The organism is Sphingomonas sp. (assembly GCF_025353885.1).
Lineage (GTDB): Bacteria > Pseudomonadota > Alphaproteobacteria > Sphingomonadales > Sphingomonadaceae > Sphingomonas_O.
Genome location: NZ_JANXNX010000005.1, coordinates 71,123 through 92,980, shown reverse-complemented (window position 1 = coordinate 92,980; position 21,858 = coordinate 71,123). Strand labels below are relative to the sequence as shown.

The window sequence follows — 21,858 nt, the reverse complement described above, 5'->3', positions numbered from 1 at the left end:
CCATTGTCCGACCACTATTTGCACAAAGTCGGCGGCTTCGATAGGGGCGCGACCATCACAGGCAGCAATACGAAGGCTTTATCGATGACCGGCATCCTCGACGTCCACGCCCGCACGATCATCGACAGCCGCGGCAACCCTACGGTCGAAGTCGATGTCCTGCTCCAGGATGGCAGCTTCGGTCGTGCCGCCGTGCCCTCGGGGGCATCAACGGGCGCGCACGAGGCTGTCGAATTGCGCGACGGTGACAAGACGCGTTTCATGGGCAAGGGCGTGACTAAGGCGGTCGATGCGGTAAATGACGACATCGCAGGCGAAGTCGTCGGCATGGATGCCGAAGACCAGGGCGAGATCGACGCGGCCATGATCGCGCTCGACGGCACGCCCAACAAAGCGCGTTTCGGGGCGAACGCGATCCTCGGCGTCAGCCTGGCGGTTGCGAAGGCTGCTGCCGACGCGCGTGGCCTGCCCCTGTATCGCTATGTCGGGGGGGTCGGCGCAAACCTGTTGCCGGTGCCGATGATGAATATCGTCAACGGCGGCATGCACGCCGACAACCCGATCGACTTCCAGGAATTCATGGTGATGCCGGTTGGTGCCGACAGCATTTTTGAAGCCGTCCGGATGGGTGCGGAGATTTTCCACACCCTGCGCGGCAAGTTGCATGACCGGGGCCTGTCGACGTCGGTCGGCGACGAAGGCGGATTTGCCCCTAACATCGCGTCGGCTCCGGAAGCGCTGGACCTGATCATGGCATCGATCGAGGCCGCCGGTTATCGACCCGGCGAGGATGTCGTGCTCGCGCTCGATTGTGCCGCCACCGAATATTTCCGCGATGGCGCCTATCGCTTCACCGGCGAGGGCATCGTTCGGTCACCGCACGAAAACGCGGCTTATCTCGCCGATCTCGCCGCACGTTATCCAATCGCCTCGATCGAAGACGGCATGAGCGAAGATGATTTCGAGGGATGGAAGGCGCTGACCGACCTGATCGGCAAGAAAGTCCAGTTGGTTGGCGACGACCTGTTCGTTACCAACGTCGCGCGACTATCCGATGGCATGGCAGAGGGGCTGGCAAATTCGCTGCTGGTCAAGGTCAACCAGATCGGGACGCTCACCGAAACGCTTGATGCGGTGTCGATGGCGCAGCGCGGCGGTTACAGCGCCGTAATGTCGCACCGGTCGGGCGAGACCGAGGACGCCACCATCGCCGATCTCGCCGTCGCAACCAATTGCGGGCAGATCAAGACGGGCAGCCTGGCGCGGTCAGACCGGTTGGCAAAGTATAATCAGCTCATTCGCATCGAGGAAGAACTGGGTCCTGTCGCAAAATATGCGGGGAGAGCAGTGTTTGCACGATTTCATAGTTGATTCGCGCAACCGCCTGTGATTCAAGGGTGAGGATGGCACGGACAAACTAATGGCGCAGGCAAAGCGAAATCTTTGGGCAAACGTCCGGGCGGCGGCGCTCCCTGCGATTGCGATGGTCATCGTCGCCTTTTTCGCAGGCTATGCGCTGTTCGGGTCGAACGGCATCCTGGCTTGGGGTGAATATACCAAGCGCCTCGACACCCGTCGCATCGAACTGGCAAAGCTCGAGCACGATCATATGGTGCTGGCCAACCGGGTCGCGTTGCTCGACCCGCACCATGCCAATCCCGACATGGTCGACGAATTGGTGCGTCGTGATCTGGGCGTGGCACATCCCGACGAAGTGGTCGTGCCACTCCACTAGCTCTGGTGCGCGTAAATCGCATAATTCCGTAGCGAAACGGTTGCACCCCCGCGCGCGGTGAGCCTATATCGGCTGCGACAAACTGGTTCACCCGAAAGGCCCGTTCTTGGCAAAAGCAGCCGTCTCGGCAAAAGCCGTCTCATCGTCCGTGAGTGCATCAAACAGCGTTGCCAGCACCGCCCTGGCCGACATCGAACGCCCGGCTACTCCTGTGCGATTTCAGGCATCGCAGGACCAGATGCTGGAATTCTATCGTCAGATGCTCCTGATCCGTCGCTTCGAGGAAAAGGCCGGCCAACTTTATGGGCTGGGCCTGATCGGCGGTTTCTGCCATCTTTATATCGGCCAGGAAGCTGTTGCAGTCGGACTGCAGTCGGCGCTGACGATCGGTAAGGATTCGGTCATCACCGGGTACCGCGACCACGGCCATATGCTCTTATGCAACATCCCCCCCAAACTCGTCATGGCCGAACTGACCGGTCGGGCGGCGGGCATTTCGAAGGGTAAGGGCGGGTCGATGCACATGTTCAGCGTCGAACATGGCTTTTACGGCGGCCACGGCATCGTCGGCGCGCAAGTCTCGCTGGGGACCGGGCTTGCTTTCGGTCACAAATACAGGGGCGACGGTGGCGTTTGTCTAGCTTATTTCGGCGACGGTGCTTCAAACCAGGGGCAGGTTTTCGAAAGCTTCAACATGGCCGAGTTGTGGAAGCTGCCCGTCATCTACGTCATCGAGAACAACAACTACGCGATGGGCACCAGTGTCGCGCGTTCCAGCGCCGAGGCCAAGCTGTCGCGACGCGGCGAAAGTTTTCGCATACCCGGCATAGAGGTCGACGGCATGGACGTGCTGGCGGTCCGCGCTGCTGCCGAAGAAGCGCTGGAGTGGACGCGCGCGGGCAAGGGACCGATCATCCTCGAGATGAAGACCTATCGCTATCGTGGCCACTCAATGTCCGATCCCGCCAAATACCGGTCACGCGATGAGGTGCAGGCGGTGCGTGACAAGTCCGACCCGATCGAGGGGTTGAAAAAGGAACTGGAAGCGGGCGGTGCGACCGAAGAACAGCTGAAATCTATCGACAAGGAAATCCGCGGCATCGTCGCCGAAGCGGCAGATTTTGCCGAACAGTCGCCCGAGCCCGAGCTTGGCGAACTGTACACCGACATTCTCGTGGGAAAATACTGATGCCGATCGAAATCAAGATGCCCGCGCTATCGCCCACGATGGAAGAGGGAACGCTGGCCAAATGGCTCGTCAAGGAAGGCGACACCGTCAAGTCGGGTGACATTCTGGCCGAGATCGAGACCGACAAGGCAACGATGGAGTTCGAAGCCGTCGATGAAGGCGTGGTCGGCAAGATCATGGTGGCCGAGGGTACTGACAATGTGAAAGTCGGCACTGTCATTGCCATCATGGCGAGTGAGACCGGCGAGGCCGAAACTGCTGCGCTGGCATCCCCGGCGCCGGTCGCGACCCCCGCCCCGGCAAAGTCCCCAGACGAGACCGCAGCCCCGGTGCCAGCACCAGTCCAGAAACAAGCAGCAGCCCCGGTTGCTACCGGCACGCCGGGCGGCAAGATCACCCTGCGCGAAGCCCTGCGCGACGCGATGGCCGAGGAAATGCGCACCGACGACCGCGTCTTTGTCATGGGCGAAGAAGTAGCCGAGTATCAGGGGGCCTATAAGGTGACCCAGGGACTACTCGACGAATTCGGCGACCGGCGCGTCATCGACACACCGATCACCGAACACGGGTTCGCGGGCATCGGAGCGGGGGCGGCAATGGGGGGCCTGCGTCCCATCGTCGAATTTATGACATTCAACTTCGCGATGCAGGCGATCGACCACATCATCAATTCTGCGGCCAAGACCAATTACATGTCGGGCGGCCAGATGCGTTGCCCCATTGTGTTTCGTGGTCCCAACGGCGCAGCGTCGCGGGTCGGTGCCCAGCACAGCCAGAATTATGCGCCATGGTATGCCAGCGTCCCCGGCTTGATCGTAATCGCCCCCTACGACGCCGCCGATGCGAAAGGGCTGTTGAAATCAGCCATCCGTTGCGAAGATCCGGTCGTCTTCCTTGAAAACGAATTGCTTTATGGGCGCACTTACGATGTCCCGGAAGGTGATGTCATCGTTCCCATCGGCAAGGCACGGACGATGCGCTCCGGAAGTGACGTCACAATCGTCAGCTACTCGATCGGCGTCGGGCTGGCTTTGGAAGCAGCGGAGACGCTGGCAACAGAGGGCATCGAGGCCGAAGTTCTCGACCTGCGCACGCTGCGCCCGCTGGACACCGCCGCCCTTCTTGAAAGCCTGAAGCGCACCAACCGCATGGTCGTGGTCGAGGAAGGCTGGCCGGTTTGCTCGATCGCCAGTGAAATCATCAGTATCGCGATGGAACAGGGCTTCGACGACCTCGATGCGCCCGTCATGCGCGTGACCAACAAGGACGTGCCGATGCCTTATGCAGCCAACCTCGAGAAGGAAGTGGTCGTCAATGCGGCGTGGGTGGTTGATGCGGTCAGGAAGGTCTTCAATCGCTGACTTGTGACCGGAAAACGGACCTTTTGAGTCCGACGAACTGACGTCAATCCGTCGTTGGCTCCTGCGTCGGCGTTAATCTCTTATTTACGTGTGCACCGCATAAACACCCTGTCCCGGAATATTCTATCTGGGTCAGGGGTGATCGGGCATGAAGCAAACCAGGACCAGGACCGGCGGAATTCTGACGGGTTTACGACGGGACGCCAGCGGCAACGCTCTGGCGATGACCGCGGCAATGATCATTCCGCTCGTCGCCCTGTCGGGTTCGGCCATCGATATCTCCCGCCTGTATGTCATCAAGGCGCGGCTTCAACAGGCTTGCGACGCGGGGGCGCTGGCGGGCCGCAAGGCGATGACCAACACGACGATAGGAACGACGCTCGAACCTGCTCCCAGTACTCAAGCCAATACCTTTTTCGATAACAACTTTCGCACCGGCTGGTTCTCGACGACGGCCACGACGCGAACCTGGACAAAGGCAACGGTCGGCACTGACTCGTCGGTCGCAAATGCCGTCAGCGGCGCTGCTTCAACGCAAGTGCCGATGACCATCATGAGCATGTTCGGGTCGTCAGCCAGCACGCTAAACGTGACGTGCCAGGCGCTTTACGATCTTGCCGACACTGACGTCATGTTCATCTTGGATAACACTGGCTCGATGTCTGCCACTCCCACCGGTCCGTCGGGGAATGCGGCGACTTATACGCGCACCGATGGCAACCAGGCGCGATATCAAACTGAGCAAGCCGGCTCGAAAATCCAGGCGTTGCGCGACGCGGTGGTCTTGTTCGACAGCACCATGACGTCGAACAAGCAGGCGGATACCAATATCCGATATGGCTTCGCGCCGTATTCAGAAGTCGTCAATATCGGCAAGTTGCTGCCTACCTCAACGATTTCAGGCAACCTCTCGTATAATTCGCGCGGATTAAACGGTGACTATGACTTTGTCACCAATGCTACCTCCGCGACCGGCCTGACCCAGGCCGAGTGTACGGCAAGGCGGACCCCCGTTACCGGCTTTGCGACTGGCCTTAAGTACAAGGTAGGGAGCACGGCGACCACGACAGGCTATTACGGCTATATCAGTTTCACCGGCACAACGAGCTGGTCGACCCCAAGCGGGGTTGGAACCTGCACCGGACCGGCAACGATCAAGCGTCCCATGTGGAAATACGGATTGGTTAATCTCGATGTCGCTCAATATGCGGCGTTGAATACGGTCGCCACGCCCGGCCGTCTTGATGGCACAACCAGCAAATGGCGCGGCTGCGTTGAGTTGACCGACACATCCGCTGCGTCGACTTTTAACGCAAGCAGCCTGCCGTCTGACCTCGATCCCGACGTGATGCCGAACTGGCGTCCAATGTGGCCGGAAGCTGTCTGGAAACCCCAAGGCACAGCCATCAAGGACGAAAACGTCGATGAAAACTATAGCTACAAAGCGCTGGGAACGTTCGAGACCAACCAGAATGTCACTTGCCCAATGGAAGCCAAAACGCTCAGTCTGATGACCGCAACGGCTGTTCAAAACTATGTCAACAACACCAATTTCAAAGCGGCCGGCTACACTTATCATGATTATGGCATGAGCTGGGGATTGCGCATGTTGTCGAAAACGGGGCCGTTCGCGGCTTCGGTGGCGCCGCCGTCGGGTCGGAAAGCTCCGACGCAAAACATTGTCTTCATGACCGATGGCGACCCGCAGACGAACACCGACAATTACCAGCTTTACGGTATCGAGGCCCTGGACAAGCGCATCACGGGCGGGGCAGGAGGCGAAGATACCAAGCATTCGGCGCGATTCAGGGCGCTTTGTGATGCTGCAAAAGCACGCGGCATCACCGTTTACATGATTGCATTCGGGACGGCTTTGACCGCAGATATGAACTATTGCGCCTCGCCGGGACAGGCTTTTACCGCCGCCGACAATGCCACGCTGCAAACCGCATTTACGTCAATTGCTCGACGCATCGCCATGCTGCGGATCAGCTTGTGAGAAGCCGTTTTCTCCGGCAATTGCGGCAGGATAACCGTGCCATCACGGCGGTGGAATTCGCAATTATATGCCCAGTGATGCTTGTCATGATGATGGGTCTCGCCGAATTGACCATGCAAAGCTATTTGCAATCCATCCTAACCGGTGCGGTGCAAAAGGCCTCCCGCGATTCTACGCTTGAGGGTAATAATACGCCCCTGGCAAATACCACTGTCGACAACAAGGTGATGACAGCGGTCGGAAAGGTATTGGCCAACCTTACCTGGGATACCCCGTCACGGGTGAATTACTCGCATTTCGCCGACATCGGACCCGAGTATTATTTCGATAGTAACAACAATGGCGTCTATGACTCGGCGACCGAATGCTATCTCGATAGCAACAACAACGGGGTTTGGGATGCCAATCCCGGCGCGACCGGACAGGGCACGGCAAATGCGGTTGTGGTCTATCAGATGGGCTTCACCTACAACCGACTGTTTCCGATTTACCAGATGATCGGATGGCCAGCCACGCAACATCTGACGGCGAAAACGACGGTCAAGAACCAGCCGTACCGGACGACTGCGACATCCGACAACGTCAAGAAGTGCCCAAGCTGATGACAAAATCCAGACTTCGCAGCGTGCACGGCATTTGGGCGAACGAAAGTGGTCTCGCGCTGCTCGAATTCGCTTTTGGCGCGCCTATCCTGCTACTCGCGGGCGGCTATGGCATTGAGATATCGCAATATGCGCTGACTCAGTTGGAAGTCAGCCAATATGCCCTGCACCTGGCCGATAATGCCTCGCGCGTGGGCGTGGTAGCCTCCAACGGCGTCAGCACCCTGCGGGAAACCGACATCAACGACATCCTGCAAGCAACCGTTGTCGAGGGCAAGCGGCTGAAACTGACCACCAATGGCCGGGTGACGCTTTCCAGCCTGGAAAATGTCACGCAGTTGTATGACTCGACCCGCAAGCAGCGGATTCATTGGCAACGCTGCACAGGCGTGATGGCGGGAGCCGGTTTCGACACCGCCGTGACGAGCACTACCGCAGGAGCGCCGGCGCCCGCTGGCTATACTGCTTCGGACACCGATCCGTATGCCGGCAAGGTTGTCGCTAATATCGGACCGACGACGGCACCGATCACAGCGCCGCAGGATTCGGGCGTGATGTATGTCGAAATCAACTATCAATACAAACCATTGTTCGGGTCATATTTCATGACGCCTACGACCATCAAATACACCGCATCCTTCATTGTCCGCGACAACCGGGATTTTTCGAAGGTGACCAATCCTTCGCCGACAGCGACGGCATCGACGTGCAATCTCCACACCGCCGGACCCGCGACTATCAACGCATACTGACGTCATCGTTGGCGAGAAAGGGTTGACGGGGCGACCGTCCTTTGCTGCGGTTGGCGGCGATGATCGATCCAGAACTGGCCGACAGCGAACGGGTACTGGCGTTAAATTATGCGCCGAAATCGCGGCGCGCCGCGCTCGGCACGCTGTGGCAGCTCGACGAAACCCTTGGCCGGGTTGTGGCCACCACGACCGAACCGGTGATCGGCCAGATTCGCCTGACCTGGTGGCATGAGCGCCTGTCAGGACTGACCGCGGGGGAGGCTAGCGGCGAGCCACTGCTCGGCAGACTAGCCGAACATGTGCTGCCCTATGACGTGACGGGAACCGACCTTGCCATGCTGATAGAGGGGTGGGAGGCGCTGCTCGAGCTGCCGCTCGACGACGCTGCGCTGGCGATATTTGCCGACCAGCGCGGAGGGATGTTGTTCGCCCTGTCGGCGCGCATTTTGAGCGCCGAGGTTCCGCCGATCGCGGGGCAGGGGTGGGCGCTGGTCGACTTTGCCGCGCATTGTTCCGATCCCAAAATTGCCGCTAGCGCGCTGGCGATGGTGGCGGAGCGATTGCGGGACCATCCGACCATGCCCCGGCCCCTGCGTATCCTGTCCCGGCTCGCCAGTGCCAGATCACGATTGTGGGCGCGATCGATGGGTGCGTCGCTGCCACGCTTCGTTTTTCTTCGCGCGGTGCTGGGATAACGTGGCAAAGGGGGCCAAGGCGGCATCAACTGCCGGTCTTTGACATTGGCGGGGGTTTATCATGTGGCGATTTCTGGGTGGCGTGGCATCGGCTTTGTTACTGATAACGGCAGGGCTATTCATCTGGAAGGCGCAGGCCAACCGCGAATCACTGATTCCCGCGATGCCCATAGCGGCTGCCGCGGGCGCGCCGATGAGCATGGTTGATCTGGCAGGTCCGCCCAGTGCCAGCGAAAAGACCCGCGAGGAAAAGCGGTTTTCGCGGTATGACAAGAACAAGAACGGTGCCGTCGATCGCGACGAATATCTCGTCAGCCGTCAGAAGGCGTTTGCCAAGCTCGACTTGAATCACGACGGCAAGCTAGATTTCGATGAGTATGCGACCAAAGCGGTGATCAAGTTCGCGGGTGCGGATCGTGACAAGAACGGGGCGCTGACCAATGTCGAGTTCGCCTCGACCCGGGTCGTCCGCAAGCCTAAGCCGAAACCGAAATGTGCGCCGACGGTGCGGGCTCCGGCGATAGCGGACGAACCCGAGGAAGGGTGAGCGCCCAGCCCTCGAAAGCCGCCCGCGCCCGCGACGTGTAGAATCGTTTGCGGTCGGCCTTCTTGCGCTTGCCCTCCAGGACGAGGGGCGGGAACAGGCCGAAGTTAACGTTCATCGGCTGGTAGGTACTGGCGTCCGCGCCCCCGGTGATGTGCCCGAGCAGGGCACCGAATGCGGTCGTGAGAGGCGGCGGGGACATTGAGGTGCCCGTCAGTTCGGCGGCGGCGAACCGGCCCGCCAGCATCCCGATGGCGGCGGATTCCAGATACCCCTCGCACCCGGTGATCTGCCCGGCGAAGCGGACGCGCGGCGCAGATTTCAGGCGAAGGGTCTCGTCCAGCAGGATCGGCGATTTGATGAAGGTGTTGCGGTGCAGTCCGCCCAGCCGCGCGAATTCGGCGTTTTGCAGACCGGGAATCATGCGAAAGATGCGGACCTGTTCGGCATGTTTCAGCTTGGTCTGGAAGCCGACGATGTTCCACAATGTGCCAAGGGCATTATCCTGGCGTAGCTGGACGACCGCCCACGGCCAGTGACCAGTTTTTGGGTTGTCCAGGCCGACTGGTTTCATCGGGCCGTACAGCAAAGTGTCGACGCCGCGTTCCGCCATGACTTCGATCGGCATGCAGCCGTCGAAATAGGGCGTGTCGGCCTCCCATTCCTTGAACGCCATTTTGTCGGCGGCGAGCAGGGCCTCGTGGAACGCGAGGTATTCGGCCTTGTTCATCGGACAGTTGATGTAGTCCGCGCCCTCTCCCTTGTCCCAGCGGGAGGCCATCCAAGCGATGTCCATATCGATGGACTCGCGGTGGACGATGGGGGAGAGGGCGTCGAAAAAGGCGAGATGGTCTTGGCCCGTTTCCGCGCCGATTGCGGTGGCGAGTGCGGGGGCGGTGAGGGGGCCGCTGGCGATGATGGTCGGGCCCGCTGGCAGGGCATCGACCCTTTCACGGACCAAGGTGATATTTGGGTGCGTTGCAATGGCGTCGGTGACAGACTGTGAGAAGGCGTCGCGGTCGACCGCCAAGGCAGAGCCGGCCGGGACTTTGTGACGATCGGCGCAGGCCATGATCAGCGAGTTTAGCTGGCGCATTTCGGAGTGGAGCAGGCCAACCGCATTGGAGTCGGCGTCGTCCGAGCGGAAGCTGTTGGAGCAGACCAGTTCGGCGAGGCTTTCAGTGCGGTGGGCGGCCGTTTCGTCACCGCCGCCACGCATCTCCGACAGGCGGACCTTGTGCCCCGATTCCGCAAGCTGCCAGGCGGATTCGGAACCGGCGAGGCCGCCGCCAATGACTTGGATGTCGTGTGTCATTTGGTTAGGATCACAGAAAGCGCAGTAAATCGGTCATAAAGTTGCGTGGACGCAGGATCGAGAGGATTCCAAGGCACGCGGGCATAGTCGAGGAAACGCCTGTAGGACAGGGTTCCGGGCGACAGTGTTTCCGATCCACGAGCCACCCTATTCGTCACGCGCAACGACCGGCGACGCGGCAGTGACTGCGCTCATCGATAACACTCCATAATAATGGGGAAACAGCGCACCGCCCCGCGAGACTTCCCATTTCAAGGCGTTGCCGAGCAGGTCGAGATCAACCGTCGCGATGACCAACCCGACCTGCCCCTGGAAATGCCGGGCCAGTGTCTCGTCCAACTGTTCCGCCGTCGACAAATGAATATAGCCGTCAGCCAGGTCGACCGGCGCGCCCGAAAACACGCCGTCAGCCTGGAAACGAACCCATTGGCCCGCCGTAAGTATTTTAAAGGCGATCATTCGTCGATAGACGTATCGCTCTCGCCACCGTCGGCTGCATCCTCACCGGTCATCGCACCGTCGTCGGGTGAAAGTTCGGGGGCAAGATCGATCAGCACAGCCTCGGCTTCCTCGACCGTTTCCTCGATCCGCGCGGCCCCGACGACGTGTTCGCCCTTGCCGACGTCGAACAACTTCACGCCTGCCGAGTTGCGACCGATCACGCGGAGGTCACCAACGGTCAGGCGGATTAGTTTCGCCTGGTCGGTGACAAGGATCAATTGCTGCCCGTCGGAGGCCGGGAAACTGGCCACGACCGGGCCATTGCGGGCGATGTTGTCGATGTTGCCGATGCCCTGGCCACCGCGATTGGTTCGTCGATATTCATAGGCCGACGAACGCTTGCCATAGCCATTGGCGCAAACCGTCAGGATAAATTGCTCGTTTGCGTGCATTTCACCCACTATTTCAGCCGAAAGTGTCGATTCATTCTCGTTTTCCTTCCACGGCGCGGCCCGCAGATAGGCATCACGATCCTCGGTACTGGCACCCGAGCGATGCAGGATCGACAGCGAGATGACCTCGTCGTCTCCTTTCAGCGAAACGCCGCGCACGCCGGTCGCGGTCCGGCTCTGGAACTCGCGGACATCGGTGCCTTCGAAGCGGATCGCCTTGCCGCCGCGCGTGGCGAGCAGGACATCATCGGCTTCGGTCAGCAGGGCGACACCGATCAACCGGTCGGCGCTCTCATCCTCGAACCGCATGGCGATCTTGCCTGCCGTTGGCACATTGGCAAACGCATCCATCGAGTTGCGGCGCACCAGCCCCTTGGCGGTCGCGAACATGACGTGCAGCGCACCCCATGAACTCTCATCTTCCGGCAAGGGCAGCACCGTCGAGATGGTTTCGCCGGTCGCCAGCGGCAACAGGTTGATCATCGGACGCCCGCGCGTCGCGGGGCCGCCCTCCGGCAGGCGCCAGACCTTCATCCGGTAAACCTTGCCGAGCGTCGAAAAGAACAGGACAGGCGTGTGCGTGCTGGTCACGAACAGGTTGGTGATGGCGTCCTCGTCCTTGGTGTTCATGCCCGAACGCCCCTTGCCGCCGCGCGCCTGCGCACGGAAGGTTTCGAGGGGCGTGCGCTTGATATAGCCGTCGAGCGTCACGGTGACGACCATGTCGACGCGTTCGATCAGGGCTTCGTCCTCGATACCGTCGAATGCGGCGGTGATTTCGGAACGGCGCGGGGTCGCGAACTCGTCGCGGACGGCCACCAACTCCTCGCGCATGACCTCATACAGGCGGACGCGGTTGCCGAGGATCTGGAGCAATTCACCGATCACGACGGCCAGCCCCTTCAGCTCGCCACCAATCTCGTCGCGACCCAATGCGGTCAGGCGGACCAGGCGCAGTTCGAGGATCGCGCGGACCTGAACATCCGACAGCTTATAGGTGTCGCTGCCGGCCTGCGGTTCGATGGACTCGACGATGGCGATATAGGGCAGGATTTCCCCAATCGGCCATTCCCGCGCGCTCAGTTTTTCGCGTGCCTCTGCGGGACTGGCGGATCCCCGGATCATCCTGACGACTTCATCCAGGTTGCTGACCGCAACGACCAGCCCCAGCAAGAGGTGCGCACGGTCGCGGGCCTTTGCCAGTTCGAACTTCGAACGCCGCGTGATGACTTCCTCGCGGAACTTCACAAACGCTTCGATCATGTCACGCAGCGTCAGCGTTTCCGGACGGCCGCCGCGGATGGCGAGCATATTCGCCGGAAAACTCGACTGCGCGGGGGTGTGCCGCCACAACTGATTGAGCACGACATCGGGCGTTGCATCGCGTTTCAGGTCGATGACGATGCGGACGCCTTCACGATTCGATTCGTCGCGGATGTCGCTGACGCCTTCGATGCGCTTGTCCTTGGCGGCTTCGGCAATTTTCTCGACGAGGCCGTTCTTGCCGGTTTGGTACGGCACTTCGGTGAGGACGATCGAGCGCCGGTCGCCGCGCCCTTCCTCGACGATGTGGCGCGACCGTATGATGATCGAGCCACGACCCGTTGCGTATGCGGAGCGCGCGCCATGGGTGCCAAGGATCAGGCCGCCGGTCGGGAAATCGGGAGCAGGAACGATCTCGTACAGTTCCTCGATCGTGATCGCCCCGTTCTCCATGAAGGCGAGGCAGGCATTGATGACTTCACCAAGGTTATGCGGCGGAATATTGGTCGCCATACCGACGGCAATACCACCAGCACCGTTGACGAGCAGGTTGGGGTAGCGCGCGGGCAGGACCTGCGGCTCACGCTCCGACCCGTCGTAATTGGGTGTGAAATCGACGGTGTCCTTGTCAATGTCGTCGAGCAGAGCGCCAGCGACCTTGGCGAGGCGCGCTTCGGTGTAACGCATGGCCGCCGGGGGATCGGGATCCATCGAGCCGAAATTGCCCTGTCCGTCGATCAGCGGCAGGCGCATCGACCAGTCCTGGGTCATACGGGCCAGAGCATCGTAAATCGAGCTGTCACCGTGCGGGTGATATTTACCCATCGCATCACCGACGATGCGGGCGCATTTCCGAAACGCTTTGTTATAGACAAATCCGCTTTCGTGCGCGGACCACAGGATGCGACGATGCACGGGTTTCAGGCCGTCACGGACATCGGGCAACGCGCGCGCGACAATGACCGACATGGCATAGTCGAGATAGCTCGTCTTCATTTCATCGACGATGTTGATCGGCGTGATATCGGAAGGGTCGGCGAGAATCAGCTCGTCGCTCATCTGGGGAACTGTCTTTCGTTTGCGATCCCGGCGCTGGCCGGTCTGGCGTATGACGATATGGTGACAGCCACCCTAGCCGTTCGACACGGCAAATGCCACCCCGCGCTCACGGGACGATGGACGAGCGCAGGGTGGTTTCAAAAGGTTATTTGCAGGCTTTTTTGTCAGCGTTGCCTGCTTTCGAGCAATTATAGGTGATGGTCTTGCCAGTCGTGGTCTTGGTCGTGACCATGCGACCAGTTGGTGTCGCGACGGCATGGCGCGGTTTCGCGCGCATTGCCGGGCGGGCTGGCATCGCAGGGGTCGCGGCGGGCTTCATGGTGGTAGTTGGCTTCATGGCCGCCGCAGGCTTCATCGGCGCCATGGCGGGCTTTGCAGGTGCCATGGCTGGCTTCATTGTCTTGGCAGCCTTGGTAGGCTTGGCAGGCTTAGCCGCCGTGGCCGGTGCCATCGAATTGGCCGGAGCGGCATGGGCGCCGCCAGCCATCAGGGTGATTGCAGCAAGCGCGGGTGCGAAACGAAGAAACGACATCGGACTTCTCCCAATACACGAACGACGCAATTTCGTCTGCTCGTGGCAATTGGATGGGCGTCGTGGGATGGCATGTCGATGTCGCAAACATGACAACGACGTCACAATTCCAACCCCCTGGCGCAACCCTCTGGTTCAAAGCGCGTTCATCGGGCGGGGCTCATCACGGCCTTCGCTGATGACGGCACTTGTCGGTATGCCCTGCTTGTGCGGTCCATTCAGCAAGGCTAATCATGCGGCGAACGACGGTGGTCCGCCAAGGGCACCATTGAACCGACCGTCCAAGGAGGATTGAATGAAGCTGGTATCAACAATTGCGCTCGGCATGGCACTGACGATGGGGAGCGCGGGTCTGACCGCCGCCGTCGCCAAGGAAAAGCCGGCTGCGGCTCCGACGCTCCAGTTGAGCAAGGAGTATCGCGCTGCCGCCGGTCCCGCGCAGGAGGCCGTCAAGGCAAATAATTTTACTGAAGCGACGACCAGGCTGGCGGCGCTCGATGCGGTATCGAAGTCGCCCGATGAACTGTTTATATCGGCGCAGCTGCATTACCAGGTTGCAACCGCACAAAAGGATGCCGCTGCACAGGCAAAGGCGGTCGACGCGATGCTAGCCAGCGGCGGTGCCCCGGCAGCGATGATGACGCAATTGACGATGGCTTCCGGTCAGGCCGCCTATCAGGCAGGAAATTATCCGCGCGCGATCCAGTTGCTGACCGAAGCGCAGCGCCTGGGCAACAAGTCGCCAGATGTCTTCCTGCTGCTCGCCGAAGCCAGTTTCAAGACCAACCAGGTCCCGGCGGGGCTGGCGTATGTCCAGCAGGCCGTCACGGCGCAGGAAGCGACGGGTGCCAAGGCGCCTAAGGAATGGTATGCCCGTGCCGCGTCGGTCGCTTACAAGGCCAAGCTGAATGGCGAGACGGTGAAATGGACGCGCGCCCAGTTGAAGGCTTATCCTTCGGCCGAGAACTGGCGCAGCGCACTGGTGATCTATCGCGATAGTGCCACGCGGGACGGCGCGGTCAATCTTGATGTCTTTCGCCTGATGCGCGCGACCAAAAGCCTGGCTGGCGAGCGCGATTATTACGAATATTCGGCGCTGGCGACGGATCGTGGGCTGCCTGGCGAGGCCAAGTCGGTTGCAGAAGAGGGCTTTGCGACCAGCGCGGTGCCCGCAGGCAGCAAAGCGGTAACCGAAATCCGCGCCATGGCGAATGCGAAGGCCACCAGCGATCGCGCCAGCCTGGCCGCGTCCGAGCGGACCGCAGCGTCTGCGGCCAACGGCAAGAGCGCACTGGCGACGGGTGATGCCTATCTGGGCTATGGCCAAAACGACAAGGCGATCGCGCTGTACAAAACAGCGCTGACTAAGGGTGGCGTGGACGCCGATGCGGTCAACACCCATCTGGGCGTGGCGCTGTTCCGGGCTGGCCAGAAGGACGCAGCAAAGGCTGCATTCACGGCTGTCAGTGCAAATGGTTCGCGTGGCGATATCGCAGGGTTTTGGTTACTGTATCTCGACCAGCCTGCAGCGGCCTAGTTTTCCTGCGGCACGGGTACGCCGGGCAGATATTTTGCCCGGCGGATCGTCAATGACGTTTTCACGCTGGCGACATTGGGCGCGGCGGTCAGTGACGTTGTCAGGAAATTCTGGAACTCCTGAAGATCGCGCGCCACTACTTTCAGGATAAAGTCGATCTCACCGTTAAGCATATGGCATTCGCGCACCGCGTCGAGCGCGCCCACATGCCGCTCAAAGGCGATCAGGTCGGCTTCCGCCTGGCTTTTCAAGCTGACCATGGCGAACACCGTTATGGCATAACCCAGCCGTGGGGCATCCAGTTCGGCATGATACCCGCGGATAACGCCGTCCTCTTCCAGACCGCGCACACGACGCAGGCAAGGCGGCGCCGTCAAGCCCACCCGCGTTGCCAGCTCGACATTGGTCATCCGACCTTCGTCCTGAAGTTCTGCCAATATTTTCAGATCGACAGAATCATAGGGCCCCACACTCATCCGCGCATCATTCCTTGGCTATTGTCCCGCCGTTATAAGAAAATTGCGGCGCGGCACAATTGTGCCATAAAGCGACGTGCCATTTTGAGTCCTTGGCCACTGACTCCCGGCGCTCTAGGCCCTCCTCACGCTCGCATCTGCGTCGCGCCCAATCATGGCACCGGGAGTTGGCCGAAATCGTGCGATACGACGGAATGATCCAGACGATACTGGGGCTGACGGCAACCGACGTCGGGTCGCGAACTGCGGTCTGGCGGCAGCTGGTCGATATCGTCGCGCAAGGCGGCAGCCGGATCGAGCCCGAATTACGTGCGATCGTTCACGAACGCATCGCGGCCCTGCGCGACACCATTCCCGCGAACGAACGACGCCAGGCGGCAGCGAGCTTTGCCGATCGGCTAAACCAGCCCGCCGTGGTCGCCATCTTTGCGACCGACCAGCCAGCGGTGGCGGCGCCCGTGATTGCACGCGCGACGTTATCGGAAGCCGAGTGGATCGGGCTGATCGGCAATTTCCCACCAACATCGCGCGCTATTTTACGCAATCGTCGTGACCTGGGGCCAGCGGTCGAACGCGCATTGGCAAGCTTTGGCGCATCCGACTTTGCTCTCGCAAATTTTGCCGTGGAGCCCGTACTGCCCGCGACGCCCGAGGAATCGAGCTCGCAGATCCGTAACCTTGTTGCCCGCATCGAGGCTTTTCGCAGTCAGCACGCAGCCGAGAGCGCGCTTGACCCGGTCGCAGTAGCCTCCGACGCCTTCACGTTCGAAACAAACATTGATGGGGACATCAACTGGGTTCAGGGAACCGCGCGCGAGGCGCTGGTTGGCTTGTCCATCGCCGAGATCGCAGTGCCGCGCGAACCGGGTGTCGACGGGCAGGCGGCAGGTGCATATCGCCGCCGCGCGCCTTTTCACGATGCCCGCCTGGTGGTGACCGGAACGGGACCGGCAGGCGGCGACTGGCTGATTTCGGCAATACCGATCTTCAATCCGCGCGACGGGCGGTTTGCGGGTTATCACGGCGATGCCCGACGTCCGCGGCGTGATGAGCGTGCAGGAGGTGGGCAGGGCGCCTTGTCAGGGATCGCAGTGCCCGCTGACTCGCTGCGTCAGCTGGTCCATGAACTACGCACGCCGCTGAACGCGATCCAGGGTTTCGCCGAGATGATCGATCGGCAGATCCTGGGCCCCGCAGCGTCAGCCTATCGCACGCGCGCGCAATATGTTGTCGGCGAATCGCGGCGCTTGCTGGAGGTGGTCGACGACCTCGATGCGGCGGCCCGGCTCGACAGCGACCGTTTCGAGCGCGTGGCGGGCACGAGCGATGCCGGACTCGTGCTGGAACGGATTGTAGCGGAACAACGGTCGGCGCTCGCCGCGCGTGGCGTCATGCTGAAGACAGCCGTACCGCTTGGCGCGGGCGGTCCCATCGTCACGATCACCGAAACGCTGCTCGACCGCATGATGCGCCGGCTGCTAGCCTCGGTCGTGGGGTTGTTGGGGGTGGGCGACACGGTCGACGTGGCGCTCGAGACGCGGTCGACGGGGGTCCTGCTGACCCTGTCCCGTCCCACGGTCCTGGACGGTCGCGATGAACGTGCGCTGCTCGACCCGTCCTATGGTCCCGAAGGGGAATGGCCCGATGCTCCTATCCTCGGCCTCGGCTTCACGCTGCGCCTGATCGCCAACCTCGCGCGGGAAACCAGTGCGACGCTGACCTTGGACAATGATGCGTTCCGGCTAATGTTGCCCGCTGCCATGACCGCGCAAGACCTTCACGGTGAGCAAGTTTGAAACCCGACTTGTCAGCGGGGTCGACCGTCCGCTATCGCCCCGCTTCCGAAATGCTTTCGGGCCTGTAGCTCAATGGTAGAGCCGGCCGCTCATAACGGCTTGGTTGGGGGTTCGAGTCCCTCCGGGCCCACCAAGCCGCTTGCGTTATGCTGTCATAACGTTAGGGGCTGCGTTCCGGTCAAGACCGGCTGGCGGAAACGCTGGTCGTTGACAGTGTCGGGGAGTGGCGCAGGCTGGTAGCGCACCTGGTTTGGGACCAGGGGGTCGCAGGTTCGAATCCTGTCTCCCCGACCATTTTATCGAAATGGTCGGCATCACCGAAATGATTAATCAGCGATCGCCTAGGTGGCCAATTGAATAGCTGCGTCATCCGGTGGATCTGACGATGCATCAGCACGGAATGACCAGCATCAATCACGCAATAAAAAACGGGCGCTTCCCACTAAGGGAAACGCCCGTTCAATAGCTATGCCCGGTCGCCGAGGCGACCGAAGCAGATTACATTGCGTTCGCAGCGTTGCTGGCCGAGTTGGCAGCATGAGCAGCGTTATCCGCAGCAACAGCAGTTTCGTTAGCCGATACAGCAACGTTTTCCGAAACAGCGTTCAGGCTGTCAGCGGCGTTGTCGAGGGCTACAGCAGCGTTGTCTGCAGCATTTGCAGAGTTCGCCGTGTCGGCAGGCTTGTTGCAGGCGGCCAGCGAAATCAGGCCGGCGGCAGCGAGAACAAAGCTAAGCTTCTTCATTCAGGTGCTCCAAATTGGATAAGAAACGGCCGGCCCGATTGCCGTCGCTGCCTGCCCCATTAACGCCACAATGCGACGCGTCAACGTAAAATTGCAGTAGCGTTACAAGATAAAACCGCAGAAATCCGCCATTTCCGCCATAATTCCTACTTTGAAGCTGGTGTTTTTATCAAATTCTCTGGCGCATTGGCCGTAATCGCCAGCATTACGGTCCACGCCGCAACATTCTGGCGAAGCTGCGCCGGGTCGATCTTGTCGAGCGTATCCTCGGGCGTGTGATGAAGATTGAAGTATCGGGTGCCGTCCTGTTTCAGATCGACTGCCGACACCCCAACTTCCACCAACGGAGCGACGTCCGAATCTCCGGTGGCATCTGTCGTCCCGGCAACGATCCCGAGTGGCGCCAGTGCCATCGTCAGCCGCTCCCGCACCCCTGCTGCGCCTGCGGGCAGCTTAGTGTCGAACCGCCAAATCCGATCGGCCCCGAAGTCGGATTCCGAAACCAGCGCATGCGGCTCCGACTTGTGCTTGTCGCGGTAAGCATAGCCACCGAACAGCCCCGGCTCCTCAGCCCCGAACCAGACGACACGGATCGTCCGACGCGGTTTCACCCCGCTATCGAGGATGCGCTTGGCGGCGGCTGTTGAAATCGCGACGCCCGCGCCGTCATCGATTGCGCCGGTCCCGAGGTCCCAACTGTCGAGATGCCCGCCCACGACCACGACGCCCGCCGCCGGGTCACTGCCGGGCACCTCGGCGATCACGTTGCCCGATTGGCCGTTCGGCGCATGTTGCGGCGTCAGCACCAGCTTCATGATGATCGGCTTGCCACGCTTCAGGATCCGATCGAGTTGCTCCGCATCGACGACTGACAGCGCGGCGGCGGGAAGTGGCTTGATCTCGCCATATTCGGTCACGCCGGTGTGCGGTGCGCGACTGACGTCGGTGCCGATCGAGCGGATGATGATCGCCGCCGCCCCCTTTTGCGACGCAATCAGCGGGCCTTTGCGCCGGACGTCGCCATAATATCCGTAACCGATGCCATCCTGCGTGGCGATCATGTGGTGGGTGACATAGACGATCTTGCCCCGGACAGTTTCCGCAGGGGCGGCCTGCAGGGCTTCCAGTCCGTCGAACGCGACGATCAGCGCGGTGATACCACCCACCGGCGTCGCCGCGCTGTTGCCAAGCGCCGCCAAGATCATTTTCTGCGGGAAGGGCGACACGATCTCTGCTGTCTCGGCACCGCGGGTCCACACCGGCATGGTGAAGGGCTCGACGCGGACGTTGGCAAAGCCGAGCGCCTTCAGCTTGGCCACCGCCCACACCCGCGCGCGTGCCTCGGCTTCGGTGGCCGCCAGCCGCTGACCGACCTCGGTCGTCAGCCCTTCCAGTATGTCATAGGCAATCGTGTCGTTCAGCGCGGCGTCGCGCAGCTTTGCGACATCATCGACCGGCGGTCGGGCAGGCGCGGCGTTAGCGGGGGCGATTGGCGGGACGATTGAGGCCAGGGCGGGCACCATCGCGGCGATCAGGACAATATGCTTCATGGACAAAGGCTACCCGCGTTCCCATTTGTTTGCCAATATGTTCGTCTCCGGCTAACGGCTGCGCGAAATCAAACCACTCGAACCGCAAGAGAACCGACCCCGATGGCCGTGCAATATTCCTATGTCATGAAGGGTCTGACCAAGACCTTTCCCGGTGCCGCCAAGCCGATCCTGAACAACGTGAACCTGCAGTTCCTGCCGGGCACAAAGATCGCCATCATCGGTGTGAACGGCGCGGGTAAGTCCACGCTGATGAAGATCATCGCGGGCTATGACACCGAATTCAATGGCGAGGCGTGGGCGGGCGAGGGCATTCGTGTCGGCTATCTGGAGCAGGAGCCCCGCCTGAACCCCAAGAAGAACGTCCGTGAAAACGTGATGGACGGCGTCCGCGATGTCGCCGACATGATGGATCGGTTCAACGAAATCTCCAACCTGATGGGCGATCCGCCCGAAGATGCGGACTTCGACGCGCTGCTGGCCGAAATGGGCGAGTTGCAGGAAAAGATCGACGTGGTCGATGGCTGGACCCTGGATAACCAGCTGGAAATCGCGATGGAGGCATTGCGGTGCCCGCCCGGCGATGCGCTGGTGGATAATCTGTCAGGTGGTGAACGACGTCGTGTCGCGCTGTGCCGGTTGCTGCTCGAAAAGCCTGAAATCCTGCTGCTGGATGAGCCGACCAACCATCTCGATGCCGAAAGCGTGTCGTGGCTGGAAAATCACCTGATCGAATATGCGGGCAACGTGATCCTCGTCACCCATGATCGTTATTTCCTGGATAACGTCGTCGGCTGGGTGCTCGAAATCGATCGCGGGCGCGGGCTGCCGTTTGAAGGCAATTATTCGGCATGGCTCGAATCCAAGGCCAAGCGGATGGAGCAGGAAGACCGCGAAGACGAGGGCCGTCAGAAAGCCATCAAGGAAGAGCTCCAGTGGATTCGCCAGTCGCCCAAGGCCCGCCAGACCAAGTCCAAGGCGCGTATCCGGGCGTTCGACGAGCTGGTTGAAAAGCAGGCGGATCGTCGTCCGGGCGGCGCGCAGATCTTGATCCAGATCCCTGAGCGGTTGGGCGGCAACGTCATCGACGCCGAGGGCTTAAGCAAATCCTATGGCGACAAACTGCTGTTCGAGAATTTGAACTTCACGCTGCCGCCGGGCGGGATCGTCGGCGTCATCGGGCCGAACGGTGCGGGTAAATCGACGCTGTTCAAGCTGATTACGGGACAGGAAAAACCCGATGCCGGGACGATCAAGATCGGGACGACGGTAAAGCTCGGCTTCGTCGACCAGAGCCGCGATGACCTCGATCCCACGCATACCGTCTGGCAGGAAGTATCGGGCGGGAACGACCGGTTCTATTTCGGCAAGCATGAGGTGAACACGCGGGCCTATGTCGGCGCGTTTAATTTCAAGGGCACCGACCAGCAGAAGAAGGTCGGCGAACTGTCCGGCGGTGAGCGCAACCGGGTTCACATGGCCAAGATGTTGGCGGCGGGCGGCAACGTGCTGCTGCTCGATGAACCGACCAACGATCTCGACGTCGAGACACTGCGGGCACTGGAAGAGGCGCTGGAGTCCTTTGCCGGTTGCGCGGTGGTTATTTCCCATGACCGCTTCTTCCTCGATCGCCTGGCGACGCATATCCTCGCGTTCGAGGGGGATTCGCATGTCGAGTGGTTCGAAGGGAACTTTGAATCCTACGAAGAGGACAAGCGGCGGCGGTTGGGTGCCGCTGCGGATCGGCCGACACGGTTGGCTTATAAGAAGCTGACGCGGTAGGCTTGCGCAAATCCGTGCGGATTGGTAGTTTCTC

At 60.9% G+C, this 21,858-nt stretch carries 19 protein-coding genes and 2 tRNA genes; 14 read left to right on the top strand and 7 right to left on the bottom strand.

Going from position 1 to position 21,858, the window contains the following annotated elements; all coding sequences use genetic code 11:
- Window positions 1-84: 84 nt before the first annotated feature.
- The 9 genes from eno (at window position 85) to Q0R02_RS00670 (ending at window position 8,880) form a co-directional block, all read left to right on the top strand.
- The gene (gene eno / locus Q0R02_RS00710; protein ID WP_293879933.1) at window positions 85-1,371 is read left to right on the top strand and encodes a phosphopyruvate hydratase; all 1,287 of its coding nucleotides are present in this window, start codon (window positions 85-87) and stop codon (window positions 1,369-1,371) included.
- Window positions 1,372-1,420: 49 nt separating this feature from the next.
- Window positions 1,421-1,735, top strand: coding sequence for a septum formation initiator family protein (locus Q0R02_RS00705; RefSeq protein WP_293879931.1), 315 nt, complete (start codon window positions 1,421-1,423; stop codon window positions 1,733-1,735).
- A 181-nt stretch (window positions 1,736-1,916) separates the two neighbouring features.
- Window positions 1,917-2,924, top strand: coding sequence for a pyruvate dehydrogenase (acetyl-transferring) E1 component subunit alpha (pdhA, locus tag Q0R02_RS00700; RefSeq protein WP_293879965.1), 1,008 nt, complete (start codon window positions 1,917-1,919; stop codon window positions 2,922-2,924).
- Window positions 2,924-4,285, top strand: a complete 1,362-nt coding sequence (locus tag Q0R02_RS00695) for a pyruvate dehydrogenase complex E1 component subunit beta (protein WP_293879929.1) — start codon at window positions 2,924-2,926, stop codon at window positions 4,283-4,285. The genes pdhA and Q0R02_RS00695 overlap by 1 nt, the downstream gene beginning before the upstream one ends.
- A gap of 148 nt (window positions 4,286-4,433) precedes the next feature.
- Window positions 4,434-6,284 (top strand): TadE/TadG family type IV pilus assembly protein, encoded by a 1,851-nt coding sequence (locus Q0R02_RS00690; protein WP_293879927.1) that lies wholly within the window; start codon window positions 4,434-4,436, stop codon window positions 6,282-6,284.
- Window positions 6,281-6,886: a TadE/TadG family type IV pilus assembly protein gene (locus Q0R02_RS00685; RefSeq protein WP_293879925.1), complete on the top strand. Its 606-nt coding sequence runs from the start codon at window positions 6,281-6,283 to the stop codon at window positions 6,884-6,886. Before Q0R02_RS00690 ends, Q0R02_RS00685 begins: the two co-directional genes overlap by 4 nt.
- Window positions 6,886-7,638 (top strand): hypothetical protein, encoded by a 753-nt coding sequence (locus tag Q0R02_RS00680; protein WP_293879923.1) that lies wholly within the window; start codon window positions 6,886-6,888, stop codon window positions 7,636-7,638. The genes Q0R02_RS00685 and Q0R02_RS00680 overlap by 1 nt, the downstream gene beginning before the upstream one ends.
- A gap of 59 nt (window positions 7,639-7,697) precedes the next feature.
- Window positions 7,698-8,333, top strand: a complete 636-nt coding sequence (locus Q0R02_RS00675; RefSeq protein WP_293879921.1) for a squalene/phytoene synthase family protein — start codon at window positions 7,698-7,700, stop codon at window positions 8,331-8,333.
- Window positions 8,334-8,394: 61 nt separating this feature from the next.
- On the top strand, window positions 8,395-8,880 hold the full coding sequence (locus tag Q0R02_RS00670) for an EF-hand domain-containing protein (protein ID WP_293879919.1): 486 nt from the start codon (window positions 8,395-8,397) through the stop codon (window positions 8,878-8,880).
- On the opposite strand, the gene trmFO is transcribed toward Q0R02_RS00670, so the two are convergent.
- From trmFO to Q0R02_RS00650, 4 genes are all read right to left on the bottom strand, one after another.
- A complete protein-coding gene (gene trmFO / locus Q0R02_RS00665) occupies window positions 8,810-10,192 on the bottom strand; it encodes a methylenetetrahydrofolate--tRNA-(uracil(54)-C(5))-methyltransferase (FADH(2)-oxidizing) TrmFO (protein ID WP_293879917.1) in 1,383 nt (460 codons plus the stop codon). The genes Q0R02_RS00670 and trmFO overlap by 71 nt on opposite strands.
- 147 nt (window positions 10,193-10,339) lie before the next feature.
- Window positions 10,340-10,651 (bottom strand): DUF952 domain-containing protein, encoded by a 312-nt coding sequence (locus Q0R02_RS00660; protein ID WP_293879915.1) that lies wholly within the window; start codon window positions 10,649-10,651, stop codon window positions 10,340-10,342.
- On the bottom strand, window positions 10,648-13,407 hold the full coding sequence (gene gyrA, locus Q0R02_RS00655; RefSeq protein ID WP_293879913.1) for a DNA gyrase subunit A: 2,760 nt from the start codon (window positions 13,405-13,407) through the stop codon (window positions 10,648-10,650). The genes Q0R02_RS00660 and gyrA overlap by 4 nt, the downstream gene beginning before the upstream one ends.
- A gap of 145 nt (window positions 13,408-13,552) precedes the next feature.
- Window positions 13,553-13,939, bottom strand: coding sequence for a hypothetical protein (locus tag Q0R02_RS00650; protein WP_293879911.1), 387 nt, complete (start codon window positions 13,937-13,939; stop codon window positions 13,553-13,555).
- Between the two features lie 295 nt (window positions 13,940-14,234).
- Here Q0R02_RS00650 and Q0R02_RS00645 point away from each other — a divergent pair, with 295 nt between their 5' ends.
- Window positions 14,235-15,476, top strand: coding sequence for a tetratricopeptide repeat protein (locus Q0R02_RS00645; RefSeq protein ID WP_293879909.1), 1,242 nt, complete (start codon window positions 14,235-14,237; stop codon window positions 15,474-15,476).
- On the opposite strand, the gene Q0R02_RS00640 is transcribed toward Q0R02_RS00645, so the two are convergent.
- Entirely contained in the window at window positions 15,473-15,952 is a 480-nt protein-coding gene (locus Q0R02_RS00640) for an Lrp/AsnC family transcriptional regulator (protein ID WP_293879907.1), read from the bottom strand. The genes Q0R02_RS00645 and Q0R02_RS00640 overlap by 4 nt on opposite strands.
- A gap of 167 nt (window positions 15,953-16,119) precedes the next feature.
- On the opposite strand from Q0R02_RS00640, the gene Q0R02_RS00635 reads away from it, so the two are divergent.
- The 3 genes from Q0R02_RS00635 to Q0R02_RS00625 all read left to right on the top strand — a co-directional run bounded on the left by Q0R02_RS00635 (window position 16,120) and on the right by Q0R02_RS00625 (window position 18,042).
- Window positions 16,120-17,748 carry a histidine kinase dimerization/phospho-acceptor domain-containing protein gene (locus tag Q0R02_RS00635; RefSeq protein ID WP_293879905.1) on the top strand — a complete coding sequence of 543 codons (1,629 nt, stop codon included), beginning with the start codon at window positions 16,120-16,122 and terminating at the stop codon, window positions 17,746-17,748.
- 58 nt (window positions 17,749-17,806) lie between these two features.
- Window positions 17,807-17,881, top strand: a tRNA-Ile gene (locus Q0R02_RS00630).
- An 84-nt stretch (window positions 17,882-17,965) separates the two neighbouring features.
- Window positions 17,966-18,042, top strand: a tRNA-Pro gene (locus Q0R02_RS00625).
- Window positions 18,043-18,246: 204 nt separating this feature from the next.
- Here the strand turns inward: Q0R02_RS00625 and Q0R02_RS00620 are convergent.
- Window positions 18,247-18,492 carry a hypothetical protein gene (locus Q0R02_RS00620; RefSeq protein ID WP_293879903.1) on the bottom strand — a complete coding sequence of 82 codons (246 nt, stop codon included), beginning with the start codon at window positions 18,490-18,492 and terminating at the stop codon, window positions 18,247-18,249.
- 146 nt (window positions 18,493-18,638) lie between these two features.
- Window positions 18,639-20,042, bottom strand: coding sequence for a M20/M25/M40 family metallo-hydrolase (locus Q0R02_RS00615; RefSeq protein WP_293879901.1), 1,404 nt, complete (start codon window positions 20,040-20,042; stop codon window positions 18,639-18,641).
- Between the two features lie 102 nt (window positions 20,043-20,144).
- Between Q0R02_RS00615 and ettA the strand changes: the two genes are divergently transcribed.
- The gene (ettA, locus tag Q0R02_RS00610) at window positions 20,145-21,824 is read left to right on the top strand and encodes an energy-dependent translational throttle protein EttA (RefSeq protein ID WP_293879899.1); all 1,680 of its coding nucleotides are present in this window, start codon (window positions 20,145-20,147) and stop codon (window positions 21,822-21,824) included.
- Window positions 21,825-21,858 lie beyond the last annotated feature (34 nt).

What these genes read in the sequence shown, in the direction of transcription:
- eno (WP_293879933.1), top strand. Translation starts at nt 85, where the DNA reads ATGACCGGCATCCTCGACGTCCACGCCCGCACGATCATCGACAGCCGC.
- Q0R02_RS00705 (WP_293879931.1), top strand. Translation starts at nt 1,421, where the DNA reads ATGGCGCAGGCAAAGCGAAATCTTTGGGCAAACGTCCGGGCGGCGGCG.
- Q0R02_RS00695 (WP_293879929.1), top strand. Translation starts at nt 2,924, where the DNA reads ATGCCGATCGAAATCAAGATGCCCGCGCTATCGCCCACGATGGAAGAG.
- Q0R02_RS00690 (WP_293879927.1), top strand. Translation starts at nt 4,434, where the DNA reads ATGAAGCAAACCAGGACCAGGACCGGCGGAATTCTGACGGGTTTACGA.
- Q0R02_RS00680 (WP_293879923.1), top strand. Translation starts at nt 6,886, where the DNA reads ATGACAAAATCCAGACTTCGCAGCGTGCACGGCATTTGGGCGAACGAA.
- Q0R02_RS00675 (WP_293879921.1), top strand. Translation starts at nt 7,698, where the DNA reads ATGATCGATCCAGAACTGGCCGACAGCGAACGGGTACTGGCGTTAAAT.
- Q0R02_RS00670 (WP_293879919.1), top strand. Translation starts at nt 8,395, where the DNA reads ATGTGGCGATTTCTGGGTGGCGTGGCATCGGCTTTGTTACTGATAACG.
- trmFO (WP_293879917.1), bottom strand. Translation starts at nt 10,192, where the DNA reads ATGACACACGACATCCAAGTCATTGGCGGCGGCCTCGCCGGTTCCGAA.
- Q0R02_RS00660 (WP_293879915.1), bottom strand. Translation starts at nt 10,651, where the DNA reads ATGATCGCCTTTAAAATACTTACGGCGGGCCAATGGGTTCGTTTCCAG.
- gyrA (WP_293879913.1), bottom strand. Translation starts at nt 13,407, where the DNA reads ATGAGCGACGAGCTGATTCTCGCCGACCCTTCCGATATCACGCCGATC.
- Q0R02_RS00650 (WP_293879911.1), bottom strand. Translation starts at nt 13,939, where the DNA reads ATGTCGTTTCTTCGTTTCGCACCCGCGCTTGCTGCAATCACCCTGATG.
- Q0R02_RS00645 (WP_293879909.1), top strand. Translation starts at nt 14,235, where the DNA reads ATGAAGCTGGTATCAACAATTGCGCTCGGCATGGCACTGACGATGGGG.
- Q0R02_RS00640 (WP_293879907.1), bottom strand. Translation starts at nt 15,952, where the DNA reads ATGAGTGTGGGGCCCTATGATTCTGTCGATCTGAAAATATTGGCAGAA.
- Q0R02_RS00620 (WP_293879903.1), bottom strand. Translation starts at nt 18,492, where the DNA reads ATGAAGAAGCTTAGCTTTGTTCTCGCTGCCGCCGGCCTGATTTCGCTG.
- Q0R02_RS00615 (WP_293879901.1), bottom strand. Translation starts at nt 20,042, where the DNA reads ATGAAGCATATTGTCCTGATCGCCGCGATGGTGCCCGCCCTGGCCTCA.
- ettA (WP_293879899.1), top strand. Translation starts at nt 20,145, where the DNA reads ATGGCCGTGCAATATTCCTATGTCATGAAGGGTCTGACCAAGACCTTT.